Genomic DNA, 20779 nt, shown 5'->3' on the forward strand with positions numbered 1-20779 from the left:
AGCGGTTGATCTGCACCTTTCTTTTGGGAGGGGGAGTCGCCTTCCTTCTCCATTGCGATCCTACGTTGGTACGTCTGGATGATCCGGGCTTATCGAGACAAGGGGAGTTCGTATTCTACCAGGGACAAAAATTCGACGGGATACTGGAGTTTCGTATCGAGGAACTTGCCACGGTACGTAGGACCTCCTACAAGAACGGCCTTCCGCATGGAACGGAGACAGACAGGCACGATAACGGGCAGATATTGGCCGAAAGGGAATTCAAAGAAGGCAAGAAATCCGGAATCCATAGAGGTTGGTTTCCGGACGGAAGCAAGAGATTCCAAAACAGATTCTTGGAAGGTAAATTTCACGGAGACCAATGGGAATGGAGGCCTTCCGGTGCCTTATATTCTTATGCTAGATTCGATAGAGGAGAGGTCGTCGGAAAGAAGATGTGGAGAGAGAACGGACAGATCTATATGAACTTCGTTTTGAACGGAAACCGACCTTTCGGAATGACGGGAGGAAAACTCTGCAACCAAATACGAGGAGATGAGAATGGAAACACGCAGCAATTCTAAGAATCCCTTTTTCCAAGGGAATCGAATCGCCGGACTCTTACTCATTCTCGCGGTTTTCTGTATAGGATGCGAGCCGGATCCTAAAGAAGATTATCCATCGGAGATCACCGAGTTCGCTTCTCCTAAGAAAGGAACTCTTCCCTTATTTTACGGCAGGGATCTACTACCAGTCTGGGAGATCAGAAAAGATTTCTCTCCCAGAGGGATCCAAGCGTTTAGAATGAAAGACCAGGGTAAAACGGAGGTTTCCGAATCGTTCTGCAAAGATAAGATTACGATCGTTTCCTTTTTCTTTACCCGTTGTTCCGGTATCTGTCCCACGATCACGAATCATTTATCCGTAATACAAAAGAGATTCGAGAAGAATCCGGAAGTAAACATCCTTTCCTTTTCCGCGACTCCCGACTTAGATACTCCCGAGGTTTTAAGAGAATACGCTGCGAAACGGAAAATTCGATACGAGAAATGGCGGCTTCTTACCGGAGAATCGGAGAAGATATATCGATTGGCCAGAGAATCCTTCAACGCCGATACTCCTAGTTTTCGCGAAAACGCTATGAAGAAACTTACGGAGAGGGACTTCCTACATTCCGATCATGTGTATCTCCTGGACGGAGAACTCAGATTGAGAGGAATCTATAATGGGAAGATGAGATCCTCGATGGATGAGCTTTCTGCAGATATTGAAACCTTGAAACGGGAAGATCCATTCAAAATGGATTCACAGATTCGTTAGAGAATGACTTTTGTGTCTACTTCTCGATTTTTAATTTAGATTCTTTGTTCCGGAAGAATTATAAAATTTGAAACTATTCCGATGAACTTTCTATTCGAGTAAGAATCCAATTTCATCTTGTCTAAGAAAAAGAACGTAATACGTAATTGGAATCAATATTCCGGTGCATCGGGTGGTTGATTCATCCAAAAGAATTGACGGGAGATCATTTTGAGAAGATATTCTGGACATGAAAAACTTAAAGTCCAGAATACAAAAACCGAATCCAAATTCACCTAATCGTACTCCTTCTAAATCGATTCGGAAAGATAAGCCGGAAAAACCGAAAAAAAGAAAATTGGGCATCTTGGAAGGAAAGGCTTCCTATCGAATTCCCGGAGATTTTCAATTAACGGAAGAGGAGTTTTTGAATTCGTGAATTATCTTTTAGATACTCACGCGATCTTATGGGTTCTATTCGAGCCTAAAAATTTATCCTTTCTAGTCACGAGGGAAATTCTAAATGACCAAAATCAAATTTTCATAAGCAATATTTCTTTGTGGGAGATCTCTTTGAAATTTTCGCTTAGAAAACTCGAACTAAAAGGAATCACTCCGGACCGCCTTCCAAACGCGTTGCGGGAGGCGGGTTTCGAATTCGTAAACGATTCTCCTGAGATTTTTTCGAATTACTATAAGCTTCCGTTGCGGAATCATGCCGATCCCTTCGATCGATTTTTGATATGGCAGGCGGTCGTTTGCGATTTCGTTTTCATTACCAAGGATCGTTATTTGGAAGAATACGATCCTTTTGGTCTGAGAACGCTCTGGTAAAATGGAATTTTAAAGCAGCAATTCGGCACTAATCGGACAATGATCGGAGAGTCCCTTTTCGATCTCAGAACTTCCGTCAAAATTCCCGTCATCCTCTTCGAATTTTTTCTGAAGAAAACTTCCTTTCTTCCATTCTAGATTTGTAATCAAATAGTCTATGAAGCCTTCTTTATGTTGCCAGCAATCGGACCTTTCCAAATGGTTTGCCGATTTCAGGCTGGATCTACCTTTTAGGATCTCCCAGAGCTCCTTATGCAATTCCAGATTTTCATTAAAATCTCCTAATAGAACAAAATTCTCCAATCCGGGTAAAACTCCTCCTAAGACTTCGATCTGCTTTTTTCTTTCGGCCTTATCTTTTTTGGAGCGTCCCGCTTTCAGATGAACTACTAGGACGGATACCTTTCCTTGAGGGAATTTGAATTCTCCGACTAATCCTCTTCTCAATCCCGGACGAAGAGAAAGGCCTTCGATTTCCCGAATCTTAGGGCGTTCCAAGCTCTTCTTCCAGCAAAGACCCAATTCCTGGGAATAACCGGGAGTCCTGGTGGATTCGCATTCGTATTCTGAGGAGACGATTCTTCTGGCTGCCTTCGCATTTTCGATTTCCTGAAGCCCTACGATATCCGGGTGTGTAGAGAGAAGAGTTCGTCTCAGTCTTGAAAAGTCAGACTCGCTTCTGGCTTTTCTATCTCTAGGAAGTTTACCTGTATCGCCTTCTTCATCATAAAGAAAAAGGGAGTTGAAGCTCGCGATTCGAATTCCGGAGAGTTGATTCTTCGCAATAGTGGAGATGGATAATAGGAAAACGGAGATTATTAGAAGAGTGGGCTTGGTTTTCATATGCGTATCGGATCCGATTTTCGGTTTTAAGTTCCCGGTTCCGCAAGAAAGAAGGATGCAAAATCGGAATTTTGGAATGAATTGAGAACGATCGTTCTATGATTCGTCGGCTTAATTCGAGTTTCTTGATAAGCCTTCATCCATTTGAGAAATTGAGGTCTGCCACACAAACTAAATTCCATTTAATTGATACTTAGTCTCAATGGAAATTGCAAGAAATGGCCAAAGCAATCGCGTTTTTAGGCGTTTACTTGCAATTTTAACCTAAGACAAAATCCTTGTTCCCAAACCTTATTTTGGAACCCACGGGACTTCTCACGAATGAATAAGAAAGCTTTGAAACTTTCGGTTCCGCTCATTGCCATCGCGGCAGTGGCCTACCTGATTTTTTCTCCCTCCAAATACGTTGGCTACTCTCCGGATCAGCCAATTCCTTTTAACCACAAGATCCATGCCGGCGACAATAAGATAGACTGTCGTTATTGTCATACCGGCGTAGAAACTAGCGCTCATGCAACGGTTCCGAATACGTCCACTTGTATGAACTGTCACGGTACGGTCGCAACCAAGACTCCCGATATCAAACTCTTGAAAGAGAGCTACGATAAGAAGAAGCCATTGGAGTGGGTGAAGGTCCACGATCTTCCCGACCACGTTCAGTTCAATCACTCTCGGCATATTTCCAGGGGTGTGGATTGTTCCCAATGCCACGGCAACGTAGCGGAGATGGTCAAGGTCAAGCAGGTCGCTTCCCTGAATATGGGATATTGCGTGAACTGCCATCGGGAGAACAACGCTCCGACCGACTGTTCTACCTGCCACAGATAATCAGGAGTTAGCATAACAGAATGGATAATAAGAACTTCCAGAAAGAAAAGAAAGCTCACTGGCTCTCCCTCGAACTCAAAGATAACGAAAAAGAAACGAAGGATCTGGCTCGTTCCGAATTCTTCACTTCTCCGGATCCGGTTATCGCAAGAATCAAGTCCGGCGAATTCGATCGTAAGACATTCTTAAAATTGATGGGTGCGGGAGTCGCGATGACTTCCTTAAATTGCGTTCGTAAGCCCGTTGAAAAGATCGTTCCTTACGTAGATCTTAAAACCGAAGAAGGAACCTTCGATTTCGTTAAACACGGACACGCATACTATTACGCGACCGTATTTAACGGAACCGGTATACTTGTTAGATGTAAAGACGGACGTCCTCTAAAATTAGAAGGAAACGACGAACATCCTGTTTCCCAAGGAGCCTTAGGAGCTTCCGGCCAGGCCGCTATCTTCGATCTTTACGATCCGGATCGCGCTCAAGGCGCTGCTTCCATCTCCGGAGGAAAAGCGGACGGGATCGAATGGTCCGTTCTGGATTCCAAAGTAAAAGAAGCTCTCGCTAAAAACAAAGGTAACACGGTAATCGTGACTCGGCCTTTGGATTCCCCTTCCACCAAGGCGATTATAGCGGACTTCTTGAAAGCTGTAGGCGGCGGTCAACACCTCGAGATTTCCCTCACTTCTCCGGAAGAAGCGATTTCCAAAGGACAGGCGGCTTCTTACGGAAAAGCCTTAGTTCCGAATTATAATTTCGAATTGGCGAACGTCATTCTATCCATCGATTGCGATTTCATGGGCGGATGGCTTTCTCCGGAAGAGCACCAAAAGGATTTTGCGAAACGTAGAAACCTGAGAGACGGTGCGAAAGACGTTAACTATTATATCGCTGCGGAATCCGTTCCGACTATGTCCGGTTCCAATGCAGATCTTAGATTCCCGATTCGTCCGGGAGACCAGACCAAACTGGCTCTCGCAATCGCTGCGGGGCTGGGAGAATTAGGAGCGAACACCAAGGATGCGACCGGGGCTTCCACAGTGGAAAGTCTCGCCACCGAACTCGGTGTGAGCGCCGAAAGTATCCGCAAGGCTTCCAAGGCTCTTTGGAGCAATAGAGGCAAATCTCTTGTGGTTGCGGGCGGTGTTTCCGCAAACACCAAAGAAGCAGTGGATCTCCAAGTTCTTGTCAACTTCCTGAACTCCACTCTGGAAAACGACGGAAAGACGGTAGACCATGCTTCTCCTAAGAAAGAAGGCCTGGCGGATTATTCCGGAAACCTGAACAAGTTGACGGAAGCTCTGAAGCAAACCAAAGTCGGAGTTCTTTTCCTCTACGATACCAATTTGGTTTATCAAGCGGGAGATGCTTGGAAAGATCTGCTCCACAGAGCGGCTCTTACCGTTAGTCTTTCCGATAGAGCGGATGAGACCGCTCTTGCATCCAATTACTTGGCGGCAACCACCCACTTCCTGGAGTCCTGGGGAGATTCGGAAGTAAGCAAAGGTATCTTCTCCATCCAACAACCTGCGATCCGTCCTTTGTATCAGGCGCGTTCTCTCGAAGACAGCTTGATCGCTTTTGCGGGCGGTTCTTTGGGCGGAGAAAAATCGTATTATGAATACGTAAAGAATTCCTGGGTTAAAAAACTGGGTTCCGTTCAAAAATGGGAAGAACTTCTCAGAGTGGGAACCACCGTTAGAGCCAAGGATCGTAAGAAAGTCGCGAGCGCAGGAAGAGGATTCAATAAGGCTTCTCTTAAAAAGCCGGCCTCTTATGCGGCTGGACTTCGCTTAGCTCTTTACGAAACCAGTAGCATCGGAGACGGAAAAGGGGCGAATAACTCCCTTCTGCAAGAACTTCCGGATCCCGTTACTAAGGTCACTTGGGACAATTATGTTCTTCTTTCTCCCGCACTTGCTAAAGAGAAAGGAATCCAATCCAACGACGTAGTTTCCGTCAAAACCGCAAAAGGCTCTATCGAGCTTCCGGCTCAAGTTCAGCCCGGAATGCACAAAGATACGATCGGAATCGCGGTAGGTTACGGTAGAACTGCAGCCGGTAAAATCGGTAACGAAGTAGGTAAGAACGCTTACGCTCTGGCCGAAGACGGAATTTACTCCGGTATCTCCGTGACTTCTTTCGAAAAGACCGGTAAGACTTATAAACTGGCCTGTACTCAGCACCACCACGTTCTTTCTCCCGGATTCGGATACAAAGATCGTCCTCTGGTTCAGTCCACCTCTTTGGAAGAATGGAAAAAGAATCCTGCTTCCGGAGTTGAAGAGTCCGAAATTCCTAAAATCAAGAAAAACGGTCAGATGGTTTTCGCTACCGGAGCAAACCCGGTTCACGAATACCCCGGATACAAATGGGGAATGGCCATCGACCTTACTGCGTGTACCGGTTGCGGTTCCTGCGTAATTTCCTGTCAGGTAGAAAACAATATTCCTGTCGTAGGAAGAGACGAGGTTCGCGTAGGTCGCGAAATGCATTGGCTTCGTATCGACCGCTATTATATCGGCGATCCGGACAAGCCGGAAGATCTGCAGATTGCACACCAGCCTATGCTTTGCCAGCAATGCGATAACGCTCCTTGCGAAACCGTGTGTCCGGTTGCAGCTACGACCCACAGTTCGGAAGGGATCAACGACATGGTTTACAACCGTTGCGTGGGAACCCGTTACTGCTCCAACAACTGTCCTTACAAAGTCCGTCGTTACAACTGGGCACAACACTGGTATAACGAAACCGGAGCCGAAAAAGGATCCAGAACTCCGAGATATCTCGGACTCAACCCGGACGTTACCGTTCGTGGAAGAGGGGTTATGGAGAAATGTAACTTCTGTGCTTCTCGTATCGCGGAGAAAAAGATCCAAGCTAAGAACGAGGGTCGCGCTTTGAAAGACGGCGAGTTGAAGACCGCTTGTCAGCAAAGCTGTGCTGCTGATGCGATCAGTTTCGGAAACACCAACGATAAGGAATCTAAGGTATCCAAACTCAGTGCGGATCCGAGATCTTTCCGAGTTCTAGAGTATTTAAACGTCGGTCCCGCGGTCGCTTATCTGACCAGGGTAAGAGCTTAATCCGGAGTAATTAAAGCGCTATGTCTATACCTAACGCAATCAAAGAAGCCCTGGATATCCAACCCTTAGTCACCGGCGGTAAGTCCGTCCGTGACGTAACCGAGGATATCCTCAAGCCGGTAGAGGCTTTCCCCACTTCCCTTTGGTGGAAAGCCTTTCTTCTGGCCTTAACTATCACCGTTATCGATTTGGGTATCATCGGATACCTGGTATATGAAGGTCTTTACATCCTCGGGATCAATAATCCGGTAGGTTGGGGATTTTTCATCGTTAACTTCGTGTTCTGGATCGGTATCGGTCACGCGGGAACGCTGATTTCCGCGGTCTTGTATCTCTTCAGACAAGAATGGAGAACAGGGATCAACCGTGCCGCGGAAGCTATGACGATTTTCGCGGTATTGACGGCGGCTTCCACTTTGATCATCCACATCGGACGTCCTTGGATGGGATACTGGTTGTTCCCGTATCCGAATGAAAGAGGACCTCTTTGGGTGAACTTCCGCTCTCCTTTGATCTGGGACACTTTCGCGGTATCCACCTACTTGAGTATCTCTCTCGTATTCTGGTATATCGGTTTGATTCCGGATATCGCAGCGGTGAGAGATAGAGCTACCAGCCCTCTTCGCAGAAAGGTATATGATATTCTTTCTTTCGGATGGGTCGGCTCCAACAAGGCTTGGTCTCACTTGGAAACCGTAGCGATGATTCTCGCCGCTCTTTCCACTCCTCTGGTTCTTTCCGTGCATACGATCGTATCCTTCGACTTCGCGGTTTCCATCGTGCCCGGTTGGCACACGACGATCTTCCCTCCTTACTTCGTGGCAGGGGCGATCTTCTCCGGATTCGCAATGGTGGTTACCCTCATGGTAATCGCAAGAGAAGTCTTCAATCTGAAAGACTATATCACCATGAAACACTTGGAGAACATGAACAAAGTGATCATGGTCACCGGTTTGATCGTGGGTCTTGCTTACTCCACTGAGTTCTTCATGGCTTGGTATTCCGGTAACGAATACGAAGGATTTACCTTCGTAAACCGTGCCTTCGGTCCTTACGGTTGGGCTTACTTCATCATGTTCAGCTGTAACGTGTTCGCGCCTCAGGTTTTCTGGTCCAAGAAACTTAGAAACAATATCCCGGTGATGTTCATCGTTTCGATCATCGTTAATATCGGGATGTGGTTCGAGCGTTTCGTGATCGTGATGACTCTTCACGCGGACTTCCTGCCTTCCAGCTGGGACAAATACATTCCGACGATTTACGACTTCATGATGTTGCTCGGAACCTTCGGTATCTTCTTCACCATGTTCCTTCTCTTCTGTAGATTGCTTCCTGTGATCGCGATCGCCGAAGTGAAAACGGTAATGCCTCATAAGGATGGAGGTCATCACTAATGTATACTCCTAAGAAAGAACAATTTCATACTTTCGAGGAGACCGAGCACGGAGTATTCGGATTATTCGATACTCCCGCTCAGATCATCGAAGCCGCTCAAAAAACCAAGGACAAGGGGTACACCAATTTCGATTGTTTAACTCCTTATCCGGTCCACGGCTTGGATGACGCGATGGGACTTCCACGTTCCGGTCTTCCTTGGGTGACATTCTTCATGGGACTTTTCGGATGCATCACCGGGTTCGGTATGCAGTATCTGACTCATAAATACGATTGGCCTTTGAATATATCCGGAAAGAGCTTCAACGCTTGGTTTGCATATATTCCGATCACTTTCGAGTTCACGGTCTTTATGGCGGGGATTTCCACTGCGGTAGCTCTCTTCATTCTGGCGAAACTTCCGAAAACCGGACGTAAAGTCCTGCACCCGGATATCACCACGGATAAATTCGCTCTTTGGATTCCTTCCAATTCCGCGAACTATTCCGAAAACGGTGTGACTGAATTTATCAAAGGCCTCGGCTCTAAACACGTCGAGACGGTGAAATAGGAGAAACTTGATGAAAAGAATTTTTGCTCTTTCTCTCGCCGGTCTGATTCTTTGGAACTGCGAGTCCAAGACTCCTCCTATGGAGTATATGCCTGACATGGCGGATTCTCCAGCAAGAGAGGCTCAGGAAGCGGATCCGAATTTCCCGAATAACACGGCGCTTCGTTTGCCGCCTGCGGGAGCGGTTCCTGTAGGATATTATCCTTACGAATACAGAGGCTTGGGAGTGGATCAACTTCCGAATAAGGGACTTGCGAATCCGATTAAAGGTGATCTAGCTAACTTGAAACGGGGAGAGGATAAATACCAAACGTATTGCAGTCCTTGCCACGGAGTTAGAGGGGCCGGAAACGGAACCGTAGTAGGACCTTATCCGCGCTTCAACGCGGTTCAGGCGGACCAAAGCCCAATGGCGGCTCTAACTTCCGCAACTGCGAACGCTTACTCGGACGGTCAGATCTACCACATCATCACGGACGGAAAAGGAAGAATGAACAGTTATGCTTCCCAGATTCTTCCTGACGATCGTTGGAAAATCATATTATATGTTCGTAAATTACAAGAATACGACAACAAGGGAACGAAATAATGGAAGGGACGGTAGAACAAAACCTCATCAACTTTAAGTTGGATTCCAAAACCAGAAACGCTCTGGTCGGCATGATCCTTGTCGGTCTTGCAAGCTTGGGAATTGCGGCTTTCGGCCTGGGACATGAGAATCTCCGTCACGAAGGCGGTCATTCCAATCCGGCATGGTCCGCATATCTGGTAGGTACATTCTTCATCTTGGGAATTACCTTGGCGGGAGTCTTCTTTACCTCTCTCGCTCATATTACGGGAGCTCATTGGCCCGTAACTCTCAGAAGAATCAGCGAAGCTTACGGCACATTCATTCCGGTGATCGGGGGACTGTTGTTGTTGCTTATCGTAGGAGCTCACGATCTTTACGAATGGACTCACGAGGACGTCGTAGCTGAGGATCATCTGCTGCAGCACAAGAAGCCGCTTTTGAATATCGGTTTTTTCTCGGTAATAATCGTGGTTCTTTCCGTCGTATGGTCCGCTTTCGGATATCTATTCTATAAGAGATCCGTCGCTCAAGACTCCGATAAGGATGTGAAGCATACCCAGTTTAACGCGAAACTTGCGGGTGGATATATCATCTTCTTCGCACTTTCCTTTTCCTTGGCTTCCATCGAGCTCGTGATGTCTCTCACACCTCACTGGTTCTCCACTATGTTCGGAGTCTACTGCTTTGCGGGAGCATACCAAGCCGGTCTTTCTTCCTTTATTCTGGTGGCATATTACCTGAAGAAGAGGGGATTCCTCGGTAACTTGGTGAACGAAAACCATATCCACGACTTAGGAAAGTTCCTACTCGGATTCACCGTATTCTGGGCTTACGTAGGATTCTCTCAGTTCATGTTGATTTGGTATGCGAACATCCCGGAAGAAACTTTCTTCTATGAGCAAAGATTGACCGGAGGCTGGGAATACCTTACTCTTGCCCTTCCGGCTATTAAATTTGCGGTTCCTTTCCTTTTGCTTCTGAATCGTCCCAACAAAAGAGACATCGACTTCCTGATGAAAGTAGCGATCTGGGTGATCTTTACTCAAGTGACCGAAATCTTCTGGCTGGTATATCCTTCGAACTTCGTGGATTTCTCTCTGGGCGGATACCTGGTATCTCTCGGAAGCACCGTAGGCGTGATCGGACTTTTCGCTCTGGTCGTTTTCAAACGATTGGAGAAAGCTCCGTTAATTCCGGTAGGCGATCCAAGATTGGAAGATTGTCTCCACCACCACCAATAAGGAATAGGATCATGAAAAAAGTAATACTGAACATAACGATCCTCGGAATCATGGCGCTCTTCGCGGGCGCCTGCTCCAATACCGCTCAGATCGTAGGCAATATCAATTGCCCTACGTTAGAGAAGGATAAAGTGGATCCCAAAGTCGCGATTTTGGCCGACGAACAACCGAATTCCGTCGTACGTGAATATCTTCCGGTGGGAACGGTGGTGAAAGTATACGATTACAGAAACCATTATTACATCGCTAAGAATCTTGTTCGTATCAAAACCGATAAGAACGAGGGGTGGGTAAATCCGGTTTGCTTGGTTGTTAATCAGGATCCCGCAAACTCCGTTTTCAAATGGGGATACCGTAAGGATTATAAACATTTCTATGATCCAGAAGATAGGGATCATTATAATGAGAAAACTCCGCCTTCCGCTTCTGCTGACGGTTATGAATTCGATATGTATAAGAATTTGTCCAAAGATAGAATCTCTTTGGAAGAACTTGCTCCGGAATTAAAGAAGTAAGAATACTCGTTCTTTTATCCGTTTCAAATGAATTCGAAAACCCCCTCCGGATCCGTTCGTTGGGGGATTTTTTTTGTCTTCTCCGAGGCCGACCGAGATATATTACGTAAATAACCGGAGGAAGAATGCTTCAATTAAACAAATATAAATTCGCTAAGAGGATCGGAATTATACTGATAGGAGTGTCGCTTTGGGATTGCAACGCCCATTATTTTTTAAAGTCGGCCGATTCCGAATTAACTGTTGCTCCTATAGTTAAGGAAAAGAAAGCCAAGGTCGCCTATGTGGGATTCGTTCCGTTTAGGTCTTATCTCTCCGCTTCTTCCGGCAGAAGCAGAACCTATACAGCGGTGTTGGATAGCAGTAAGCGTCTGGCTTTTTCCGAATCTTTCGCAATGCCGGCCTATAAACTTAAATCCAACGGACTTCGTAAGGACGTTTCCAAGGAGAATGTTTCGCGATTCATCGGAGAATACATTGGAATCGTGAAAAAATCAGGAACGGAGGAATTGATTCACGTGATCGAGCCCGTAAAAGACGGAGGAAAGACCGCGGACGGCAAGGATTCTTATACTCCTTACTTAAAGGATCTAGGAGTCGATTATTACGTGGTTGGAGCCCTTACTCCTCCCTTCGAAGGTGCCGGCTTTATAACAGTGTTTCCTCATCTGTTTAGCACGCTTTTTTCCATGGTGACTCTCGGGATTTTTCCTTCTTTCCAATGGGGAGACGCTAAAATTAACGTGAAAGTATATGATAAAAATCTGAATAAAGTCTGGGAACGGGAATATGACGCTTCGTATACGACTTTGCGCTCTGTATGGGTTCCCGCCTATCCTCAGGAATGTCAAGAACGGGGAAGTTGCGGGATAAATCAGCAAGGAGCCGTCCCGGGATTCGTATATAAGGATTTGCTTCCGCAAGTAGAATCGGACTTAACGGGATTTATTCAAAGCAAATGATATCCTTGGCATCGTGAGGCCTTTCCTCATGATGCTTTCTTAAAATCCGAGACTACCGAATTTCCTATCAAATAAGAGTAGCCAAATTTCCGAAAATCGCGAAAGTTCTTCCGATGCTTTTTCGGATTTCTTGGTTACTCGTTTTTTATATCGCCTTTCTTTCCTGTGCGTCCAGGTATTTGGTAGATCCACCATCCGAATCGCTGGAAAACGATAAATTCAACAAAAAGGTCAAGATCGCCTATTTAGGTTTCAATTCTTTCAAATCCACGAAATTGAAAAATCCCGACGGGACCGTCGATTTTGAAGCTCTATCCGATCCGGATTCCAGAACCTTGAAGGAGCCGGTTTCCGGAGGGTTTCCGATCCCTAACGAGAATAAGCCTGCCGGATTTAGAAAAGATGTCCCGCAGGAAAAGGTTTTGTATTTCGCAAAATCCTTTCTAGGAGTAACCGGTCCGACGGGTGTCAAAGAACTGGAAAAATTCCTGGAAATAGGCAGGAGCGGAGATCAGTATACCTATTCTTTCCGGATTCTCCCGTACGATTATTATATAATGGGACTCCACGATCCCGTATTCGAGAAGCCTAGAAACATATTTTTAAATTTCGTAACCATATTCTCCAGTTTGTTCAGTGTCGCTTCGATCGGGATATTGCCTTCTTACGAGGCGTATTCCGCGACAACCAAGGTTTTGGTATTCGATAAGAATCTGAATTTAATTAAAGAATTCGAATATAATAACGATTATTCCATTCTCCGCTCCCTTTGGGTATTCCCGAATCCGCCGGAATGCCGTATCGGCAGCTTAAGCTGCTTGGGAATGTTCAGCCCCACCGTAAAAACCACCCCCGCGTTCGTATTCGAAGGGAATTCCAGAAAGATAGGATCCGATCTAAGCAAATTCGTTTCAAATTTGAAATAATAAGAAAGAAAACCCGGGGATCGGAGATCCCCGGGGGTGAAGCTATTGGCGAGAAGGGATGTAAGTTCGGATGCTAAATCCGAGCATTCGAAACTCCGGTATGCGGAAGGAGTTTCGAAACATTGAAAATAATTTATTTCCAATGTTGGAATTCGTCAAGAATAAATAGCGTTATCTTTCCTTTCTTGTTCGGCGGAAAATTCTTCTTATCCCCTCCTTGGGGGATAAATTTTTGCCTGGTTTTCAGGAAAAAACTTCTTTTTAAATCCCGTATTCCCCGTTTTTTGCCTGAGGGATTGAAAAACGAAAAGACGTCGAATTTCTGGACTGGGAAGCAGTCCATATCGAGCACTTCGCTTATTAAGATCGGTCCTGATGAGATATTTTGAAAAGAACCCTCGCAGTTTGGATTATATCGCCTCAAAAGAGCAAAAACAGCATGTTATAACTAAGTATCTTTTGGACCAGGAATTGGTTCTAAGGGAAGATCCGTTCGATAAGAAATTCAAAGTTAGGAAGTATATAGAGGACGGGGAAAAAATAGTCGTCCAAGCTTTGAGCGGGTTTCCCGAGGCGGATATAAAGAGCCTTTCCTTTTTTAAACTTCTTGCCAAATACATTGAACTCGATTGCCAAGTGTCGCAGAAGCTGGAGAACGATCTTTATCTCTGTAAATTGGATAAGGTCGCAATTGCGAGATCGAACCGAGAGTTTTCCAGAGTCAACGTCCCGAACGGAAAAGTTTTCGTAACCAATATCGTTTCCTCCAAGACGATCATCGAGGCGAATATGTTCAATATTCCTACTCTGGTGAAGGTAAACTTCGAGGATTATAAAAACCGGTTAAAAAAAAGCAGTCAGGATAATATAGTGATCGACGCTTTCAAACCCGGTATGGAGAGAAAATTCGAGATCGTCAAGAGAACGAGGAAATCTTTGCTATTAGAGAATGCTCAGGTTCCGGAATCTTACGGTGCCTCTTCTCAACCGGACCGGTTGGATTATTCCAAGGACATCGACGACGACATTCCCGGAATGATCCGCAAATTTAAGGACCAAAAGATCCTATCCGAACTGATACGTCCGATCATTTATACGAATCACGATAACGAGCCTATACCGATCGGGTATATTTGGATCCAAAGTCGGGATAAGAATCTTACGGGAGAATATCTCGCCGAATTAGGGAGACTCTCCAAGGAAGTAGTGGATAGGATCAAGGAATCCAATACTATGAAGACCGCCGAAAGATTCAGGGTTTTGGACGCTTCCCAAAAGGGAATTAGGATTAAGATTCATGATCCGAATCTGATCGAGACTCTTCCTAAGCATAACGATTTCGTTTTTGACGTGCTCTTTCGGATGCAGGCACCCCTTACCGTTTCCGGTACGATCAAATGGTGGAGTAAGGACGAGAATGAACACTTAATGATAGGTCTGGAATTTAAGAGTAAATCCGATCAACCGGGAGAAAGGGAGAGATACATTAAGAATTTGGATCTGTTGAGTAAGGGAGCACTCTAACCGACGAATCGGAATCAAAAATCGAATCTGCCTTGGGGATCTATCAATGCGTCGAAATCCCGGAAGGAGGCAAATTCGGCCCAGACTTCCCGAAAAGCGGAAAGTAGTAGTTTTCTATAATATTCTATATCTATTTGCTCTCGATCCGGATGGAGTTGTAATTCCTCTTCCGGCATATACCTTCTGTCTTTGGTTTTTGCCTTACGATTGACTACTATATACCGTAACTTTTCTCCCGCCTGTACTTCCATACCCATATCCTGCAGTTTCAACATGGATAGGGCGGTGGCCCCCATCACTTCGTATTCTTCCAATTCCTTGGAACTGGATTTGAGCAATAATAAGTCTTCCCAAGGGATCTTTTTTTGAGATACTAAGGAATCGTATTTTCCGTATATGTTTAAGATCTCTGCTTCTCCCTCTTTCAGGTCTTTTATGGTGACTTTTCCTCTCATCCATTCCAACATCTCGTCCTGAGCCTCTCTGATAAAACGGGGGAGGTCCTTTCTTCTTGCGTTGATCCCTCTACATTTCAATTTTCCGTTTTGGAAACGCCCCATATAACGATTCGCTACGGGCATCTCTTTGTCCTGGCTAGAAGGAGGAAAGAGCAGCCAGGTATAAATTCCGTCCACCTCCATGACGATCTTGGTTCTGTTGAATATCTCCGTACAAAGCGGTTCTAATTCGGTCTCCAGTAAGGGAGAAGAATCCGGTTTTTTAATGAAGATGCTATCCGTGATGGCATGAACGAAATCGTATCCGAACTCCTCGGCGGTCTCCTTTGCGATTAGGAGTTTTTCCCTGCCGAAGGCGTTTACGCTTTCATGGCTTTCCAATCTTCCGAATTTGGCGTTTCGATAGCCTAGATATCCGAAAGAGGTCACGAGCATCCATTTTAAACTGGCTTGTTTGGCCTTGTAGTCCTCGAGCTTTTGCCCCGTTGCTGTCTTTGTCTGTTTTTTATAATAGGCTCTTCTTTCTAATACGTGCTCCAAGGCTTCCGAAACTACACCTTTGCGTTTATTGCATATGCGATATCCTATATCCGGGGCCTTGGGGGTGTTCGGATCGGATTCGCAACAAAGACAGTTAACGCATTCGGGAGAAATATTATGCTGAGCCATGATGCTCGGATACATTTGAGCAAAATCCAATTGGGCCACATTTTCGGCGGTCTTGCCGTCGCTGATATCCGGTTGGAAAACCAATCCTCCTTTATCGGCTTCTAAAAGTTGGAGGGCGGTCTTCGGAGCCTCCACTGCGCTTTTTTGCCAGGGAACTAGATAACCGTTTCTAAGCGCCACATCTGTTTCTATATAGGTGAGCGCCTTGCCCGTGGAAGCTCTTGCCATTTTTTGCATGGGTAACCGGGAGAGTCTCGCGAGCTCTATCACTCCCACGAGATCGGCCTCTTTATATACGAAACTATTTTTGGAATCGATATGCCATCTTCCGAATAGAGGATAAGACGGAGCCCGGAATACGATATTGCCGTAGGTGAAGTAACTAGTTCCTTTGCTTGTGATATTCCTACGAACCGGAGCGAATCTGTCCCTATCTAAAGCGGGAAGGATGCCTGTTTTTTGCGCCTGGGAGAGTATATATGGGAGGATGACCTGATCTCCGTGCATGGTCAATAGAATGTCCGGATCCTCCGCTTTCAGAAGCATATCTAGTTTTTCTAATAGTTTTCTCGGTTCCTTTCCGGAAATCTCGAAATAGTCCGATTTGGTTCTCACGACCAGATGATTCGACTCCATGGGGATTCTGTGGCTTTTTTTTAGGTCCAATCGCATGATTTCGAAACTCGGGACTTCGTAATCCATGTCGGAGGGAGAATCGATGGCTCGTATATTTTGGATTCTCTTTCCTCCTGGATCCTCGATATACTCCAGTTCCAGTTTGCATAAAGGAAAGACTCGTTTTTGGAACATATAGCTTGTGGGAAGATCCAGATCGGAATGATAAATGTCGAATTTTCCGTACAATGCGTAGAGTTTTTTACTGATTTTGGGAAGAATGGACGGTCGACTGATTATGAATTTCATTACCGGCACATCTATGTTTTCGTAGAATAATTTTCTATATTCGTATACGGGGACTCCTTCGATAGCGTCCAATTCCAATAACCTTAGAATCATTTTTTTGAGGATGGATTCTTCTCCTCTTGCGTAGATGACCGGTTGGAAACGATCGAAAAAGAGGGAAGGCTTTCCTTCCTCGTCCTTAATCCATACGTACACCAAGTCTTCGGCGTGATACACGTCGAATAGATGGCCGGAGATCGTTTTGAGATTCACCGGGAGTCTCTCAGGTTTTCCAACTCCTTTTGTAACCGAGAGATTTCCTTTTTTAAATCAATCATCATCGTGACTAACATCGTATCGATCGGATAGGGAGATGAAGCCATGACTCCCGCCTGTACTTGTAGCCTAGCCGTGCGCATCAATTCGTCGAAGACTTCCTGATCCGGTTTACGCAACCCTCTTCTGAATTGCCCCAGGCTGGATTCCACGTATTGCATTTGCCTGGAGTAAGGTATAACTGTTCTGCCCATGGTTTCAACTCCCGTCGGAAATGGATGGCATACTTTTCGTTTTTCTAATTTTCAAATAGGAATGTCCCTCTACGTTTTTTAGTTCCCATAAATCCTCCGCAAGACCCAAGAGTTTCGGGAAGATCGCTTGGAAGCTTGGATGAGAATATTTTGTGGATTCCACCACGATCAAAGGGATTCTTTGGGATTGCATGAGTCCCAGAATTAAGATCAATTTTTCCAGAAGATATCTGCCTTCTTCCTCCTGCACGTCTCCATCGAAGAATTGTTTGCAAGGAGCCAGTAGAAAATATACGGTATTGGCCCGTATGGATCGGGAGATCTCCTTTAGGGAATCCAGGATCTGGTAAGGAGTAAAGGCCCTTTGGATCAGTATCTTTTCCAATAAGGCTTCGGGAGAGACTCGCCTCCTTCTTGTTTCTTCCGTAATGATAAAAGGATTAAAACGGATAGCGCAATCCAAGTTGAAGACCTGGAATCCGGAAACGGCAAATGCATATTCCCACCTCAACGCCAGTCTATAGATTCCTTCCTTTCCGGTAAGAAGCCCTAAGCCCTGCCGATCCCAGGCCAGAACCGGTCTATAGAGAGCTTCTTGGAGACCGTGCGGGGGACGTAAATACATATATACTGTATATATGATGGGTTAAATTTTGTAAAGTGAATTGGTTGTAGGAGTTCCTCGATTTATTTTGAAATTATGTCTTGTAGAAACCCATCGCTCGACGGTCCTTGGTGGAAATGGAATCCGAGTTATTCAAAAATGTTCGTGCCCGTGGTTCGGTAGATTATCTTTTTAGAACCGTTCACCAGCACCATTCGCAGCTAAGCCAGATGGCGGACCAGAAAGCGAATATCCTGATTGCAGCCTCTTTCGTTATGCTTTCTCTTTCCTTAGGCTATGTGCAAAAACCCATATATCGTATGGGACTCCTGACGCTGATGGTGTTTATAGTCATCGCAGCGACTCTTGCGATCTTCGCGGTTATGCCCACATTCAAACAGAAAAAGAACGGGAAAGCGAATCCTCTTTTCTTCGGAAATTTCGCCACTCAATCCGAGGCGGAGTTCTTAGGGAAACTCGCAAGTATAGCCGAGGAGGACGCTTCCGTATACGAGGCATTGAGCAGAGATTTATACCAAATGGGAAAATCATTATATCTGACGAAATACAGATATTTGCGCTGGAGTTACCGTTGTTTCCTGTTAGGATTCGCCTCATCCGTGATTCTGATCGTTCTGGAGATCCGAGGTATTCTTTGATTTCGATTCGTTCGAAAAATTAGGATTTCCTAAAATTCTTTCGGATCCAAAACCCCGACAGGGATGCGTAGGGCTTTAGTCCCCGAGCGTTTTGGTATTCCCGATTTTTCTCTTTTAGTTCTTGCGAGGGGATGAGCGATAGCGAACCCGTAGCAGCCCGGTCCCGCGAAAGCGGGAGTCGGCAATATTTATAAAAAATTTATAATGAATGAATGGGCCCGGAGGAAAGAGCTCCTCCGGGAAGAATACGGATCAATCCAGACGGAAACGATCCATCGGGAATTGTTGCGTGATTTCTTTGACTCCGCCTCGGACTTTTTCCTTGGTCTTTTCGTCGTCGGGATTGTCCAAGAAATCCGCGATGAGATTTCCCACTTTTTCGATATCGGAAGGTTTAAGTCCTCTGGTGGTCAAGGCGGGAGTTCCCAATCTGATTCCGGAAGCGACCGCAGGGGGATTCTTATCGAAGGGAATCGCGTTCTTGTTCACGGTCACTCCCACTTCGTCGAGTCCGTCAGCGGCCTTGGCTCCGGTAAGTCCTTTTACGGATACATCCAAGAGTACTAAGTGATTATCGGTTCCTCCGCTCACGACTCGGAATCCTCTTTTTACTAGGACTTCCGCAAGAGTCTTTGCGTTTGCAAGTACCGTCTCTATATATTTCTTATAATCGGGATTTAAGGCTTCTCCGAAAGCCACCGCTTTTGCCGCGATTACATGCATAAGCGGACCGCCTTGGATTCCCGGAAACACTCTGGAGTTTAGCACTTTCTCATTTTCTAATGTAGAAAGGATTAACCCTCCTCTAGGTCCTCGTAGCGTTTTATGAGTCGTAGTCGTTACGAAGTCGAAGCTGCCGATCGGAGAAGGATGGTATCCGGTGGATACGAGTCCGGAGATATGAGCGATATCCGCCATGAGTTTGGCACCCACATCCCGAGCGATCTGGGCGAATTTATCGAAATCTATGATTCTTGCGTAAGCGGAAGCTCCGGCTACGATCAGCTTCGGTTTATGTTCTTTTGCCAGAGAAGCCAGAGCGTCGTAATCTATCGTTTCCGTCTCCGGATCCACTCCGTAGGGAACCGGCTTATAATAACGCCCGCTGATATTTACAGGAGATCCGTGAGTCAGGTGTCCTCCGTGGGCCAGATTCATTCCCAAGAAGGAATCTCCCGGTTCCATGGTCGCCAAAAACACGGCCATATTTGCCTGAGCTCCCGAGTGGGGCTGCACGTTAGCGTATTCTGCTCCGAATAATTTTTTGGCTCTCTCGATCGCGAGGGACTCGACCGCGTCCGCGTTCACGCATCCGTTATAATATCTTTTACCGGGATATCCTTCCGCATACTTATTGGTTAGGGTGGAAGTGTAGGCTTCCAATACCGCTCTGGACACGAAATTTTCGGACGCGATCATCTCCAGATTGTTTTCCTGGCGTTCGTCCTCGGCTTTCAGCGCTTTCCAAATTTCCGGATCTTGTTGGGGAAGGTATTTCATGATTTCCTCGGCTCTGGTTCCGGGAGTTTTTACCCTCCCAGTATATAAGTCAGACTGGAGTATTTTTCCTTTCTGAGTCGTTCGGCTTCCTGGAAAACCGCTCTCGAATAGGATCGATCAGCCCTCGTGTCCATGTTTCCGACCCCCAGATAATCCGCAAATAAAAGGGAAAGGTCTTCCTTGAATTTTGGGACGGAAAAGCCGGAAGGAAGGGAGGTTACGAAACTGGAATGGGATCTTCCTTGTCTGTATTCCGGTTCTTCCGGCGGATGGGGGAGTAGATCGGAGACCAAAGGGATCAGTCTCGGATCCAGGATCAAGGTTCCATGCTGCACGATGCAGTCCTTCTTTCTGAATTGAGCGTTTCCGGAGATCTTTTTCCAATCCGTATCTCCGGTATCCAAGGCTAGATCCGATTTACCCTTGCATCTTGCCGGCAAGCCTTGCCTACCCAAGGCCTTGGAAACCAGATCCAAGAATATCTTATAAGAAGTTCCTACGGGATAAAGTTCCGGTTTCTCCTTTAAGGAAACGAATAAACTGAAGTTCAGATTCCATCCGGGTTCGTGGACGACGGTTCCTCCTCCGCTGGCTCTCCGAGCTATATAAGGTGGATCTTCCGAGGAAGGTTTGAGCGGCAGAGAGGATCCGGAAAATCTTTTTAGAAAAGATTCCATGTTACTTGGCCCGGCCGTTCTTTCCGGTTTTTCGGAAAGACCCAGGATAATGGATCTAGGTCCCTCCCAAAATCTAAGGCCGCCTCTTAAGCCGAACTTTACCAACTGAGTGGCTAAGGCTTCTTCCAAGGCCAGATTATAATAAGGAGTTCGGATTGCCTTTTGGTCTAGAAGGAAGGTTCGCATCTTTCGGTACCAATCTGGACGAGACCCTCCGATACGTCCATGG

The 20779-nt window shown here is 46.0% G+C and carries 20 protein-coding genes; 14 read left to right on the forward strand and 6 right to left on the reverse strand.

Features of this window, described 5'->3' with window-relative positions; all coding sequences use genetic code 11:
* Window positions 1-5: 5 nt before the first annotated feature.
* The 3 genes from LEP1GSC061_RS20365 to LEP1GSC061_RS20380 all read left to right on the forward strand — a co-directional run bounded on the left by LEP1GSC061_RS20365 (window position 6) and on the right by LEP1GSC061_RS20380 (window position 2112).
* On the forward strand, window positions 6-563 hold the full coding sequence (locus LEP1GSC061_RS20365) for a toxin-antitoxin system YwqK family antitoxin (RefSeq protein WP_016546971.1): 558 nt from the start codon (window positions 6-8) through the stop codon (window positions 561-563).
* On the forward strand, window positions 541-1299 hold the full coding sequence (locus LEP1GSC061_RS20370; protein WP_016547051.1) for an SCO family protein: 759 nt from the start codon (window positions 541-543) through the stop codon (window positions 1297-1299). The genes LEP1GSC061_RS20365 and LEP1GSC061_RS20370 overlap by 23 nt, the downstream gene beginning before the upstream one ends.
* Window positions 1300-1713: 414 nt before the next feature.
* On the forward strand, window positions 1714-2112 hold the full coding sequence (locus tag LEP1GSC061_RS20380) for a type II toxin-antitoxin system VapC family toxin (RefSeq protein ID WP_016546964.1): 399 nt from the start codon (window positions 1714-1716) through the stop codon (window positions 2110-2112).
* A gap of 9 nt (window positions 2113-2121) precedes the next feature.
* Here the strand turns inward: LEP1GSC061_RS20380 and LEP1GSC061_RS20385 are convergent, their stop codons facing one another.
* Complete coding sequence (locus LEP1GSC061_RS20385) at window positions 2122-2955, reverse strand: endonuclease/exonuclease/phosphatase family protein (protein WP_016547267.1); 834 nt, start codon at window positions 2953-2955, stop codon at window positions 2122-2124.
* A 321-nt stretch (window positions 2956-3276) separates the two neighbouring features.
* On the opposite strand from LEP1GSC061_RS20385, the gene LEP1GSC061_RS20390 reads away from it, so the two are divergent.
* From LEP1GSC061_RS20390 to LEP1GSC061_RS20440, 10 genes are all read left to right on the forward strand, one after another.
* Window positions 3277-3783, forward strand: a complete 507-nt coding sequence (locus LEP1GSC061_RS20390) for a cytochrome c3 family protein (RefSeq protein ID WP_040510088.1) — start codon at window positions 3277-3279, stop codon at window positions 3781-3783.
* 20 nt (window positions 3784-3803) lie between these two features.
* Window positions 3804-6866, forward strand: a complete 3063-nt coding sequence (locus tag LEP1GSC061_RS20395; RefSeq protein WP_016547138.1) for a TAT-variant-translocated molybdopterin oxidoreductase — start codon at window positions 3804-3806, stop codon at window positions 6864-6866.
* 26 nt (window positions 6867-6892) lie between these two features.
* Window positions 6893-8260 (forward strand): NrfD/PsrC family molybdoenzyme membrane anchor subunit, encoded by a 1368-nt coding sequence (gene nrfD / locus LEP1GSC061_RS20400; protein WP_100758371.1) that lies wholly within the window; start codon window positions 6893-6895, stop codon window positions 8258-8260.
* Entirely contained in the window at window positions 8260-8811 is a 552-nt protein-coding gene (locus LEP1GSC061_RS20405) for a DUF3341 domain-containing protein (protein WP_016547020.1), read from the forward strand. Before nrfD ends, LEP1GSC061_RS20405 begins: the two co-directional genes overlap by 1 nt.
* Before the next feature lie 10 nt (window positions 8812-8821).
* Entirely contained in the window at window positions 8822-9400 is a 579-nt protein-coding gene (locus LEP1GSC061_RS20410; RefSeq protein ID WP_016546963.1) for a c-type cytochrome, read from the forward strand.
* Complete coding sequence (locus LEP1GSC061_RS20415; protein ID WP_016547216.1) at window positions 9400-10623, forward strand: membrane protein; 1224 nt, start codon at window positions 9400-9402, stop codon at window positions 10621-10623. The genes LEP1GSC061_RS20410 and LEP1GSC061_RS20415 overlap by 1 nt, the downstream gene beginning before the upstream one ends.
* A gap of 11 nt (window positions 10624-10634) precedes the next feature.
* Window positions 10635-11138, forward strand: coding sequence for an Lsa16 family lipoprotein adhesin (locus LEP1GSC061_RS20420; protein ID WP_016547293.1), 504 nt, complete (start codon window positions 10635-10637; stop codon window positions 11136-11138).
* A gap of 125 nt (window positions 11139-11263) precedes the next feature.
* Window positions 11264-12100 carry an Lp29 family lipoprotein gene (locus LEP1GSC061_RS20425; protein ID WP_016547005.1) on the forward strand — a complete coding sequence of 279 codons (837 nt, stop codon included), beginning with the start codon at window positions 11264-11266 and terminating at the stop codon, window positions 12098-12100.
* 113 nt (window positions 12101-12213) lie between these two features.
* Window positions 12214-13026 carry an Lp29 family lipoprotein gene (locus LEP1GSC061_RS20430; protein ID WP_016547202.1) on the forward strand — a complete coding sequence of 271 codons (813 nt, stop codon included), beginning with the start codon at window positions 12214-12216 and terminating at the stop codon, window positions 13024-13026.
* A gap of 375 nt (window positions 13027-13401) precedes the next feature.
* Window positions 13402-14550, forward strand: a complete 1149-nt coding sequence (locus LEP1GSC061_RS20440) for a DUF1577 domain-containing protein (protein ID WP_016547060.1) — start codon at window positions 13402-13404, stop codon at window positions 14548-14550.
* A gap of 14 nt (window positions 14551-14564) precedes the next feature.
* Here the strand turns inward: LEP1GSC061_RS20440 and LEP1GSC061_RS20445 are convergent, their stop codons facing one another.
* From LEP1GSC061_RS20445 to LEP1GSC061_RS20455, 3 genes are read right to left on the reverse strand one after another with little or no spacing between them, the layout of a single operon-like run.
* A complete protein-coding gene (locus tag LEP1GSC061_RS20445) occupies window positions 14565-16853 on the reverse strand; it encodes a DNA polymerase domain-containing protein (protein ID WP_016547136.1) in 2289 nt (762 codons plus the stop codon).
* Window positions 16850-17110: a hypothetical protein gene (locus tag LEP1GSC061_RS20450; RefSeq protein ID WP_016547113.1), complete on the reverse strand. Its 261-nt coding sequence runs from the start codon at window positions 17108-17110 to the stop codon at window positions 16850-16852. Before LEP1GSC061_RS20450 ends, LEP1GSC061_RS20445 begins: the two co-directional genes overlap by 4 nt.
* A gap of 4 nt (window positions 17111-17114) precedes the next feature.
* The gene (locus LEP1GSC061_RS20455; RefSeq protein ID WP_016547183.1) at window positions 17115-17735 is read right to left on the reverse strand and encodes a hypothetical protein; all 621 of its coding nucleotides are present in this window, start codon (window positions 17733-17735) and stop codon (window positions 17115-17117) included.
* Between the two features lie 116 nt (window positions 17736-17851).
* On the opposite strand from LEP1GSC061_RS20455, the gene LEP1GSC061_RS20460 reads away from it, so the two are divergent.
* Window positions 17852-18373, forward strand: coding sequence for a Pycsar system effector family protein (locus tag LEP1GSC061_RS20460; RefSeq protein ID WP_016547242.1), 522 nt, complete (start codon window positions 17852-17854; stop codon window positions 18371-18373).
* A gap of 252 nt (window positions 18374-18625) precedes the next feature.
* On the opposite strand, the gene glyA is transcribed toward LEP1GSC061_RS20460, so the two are convergent.
* Both glyA and LEP1GSC061_RS20470 read right to left on the reverse strand, forming a co-directional pair.
* Window positions 18626-19873 (reverse strand): serine hydroxymethyltransferase, encoded by a 1248-nt coding sequence (glyA, locus tag LEP1GSC061_RS20465; RefSeq protein ID WP_016547225.1) that lies wholly within the window; start codon window positions 19871-19873, stop codon window positions 18626-18628.
* A gap of 29 nt (window positions 19874-19902) precedes the next feature.
* Window positions 19903-20736 carry a lipoate--protein ligase family protein gene (locus LEP1GSC061_RS20470; protein WP_016547328.1) on the reverse strand — a complete coding sequence of 278 codons (834 nt, stop codon included), beginning with the start codon at window positions 20734-20736 and terminating at the stop codon, window positions 19903-19905.
* Window positions 20737-20779 lie beyond the last annotated feature (43 nt).

Source organism: Leptospira wolffii serovar Khorat str. Khorat-H2 (assembly GCF_000306115.2).
Classification (GTDB): Bacteria; Spirochaetota; Leptospiria; order Leptospirales; family Leptospiraceae; genus Leptospira_B; species Leptospira_B wolffii.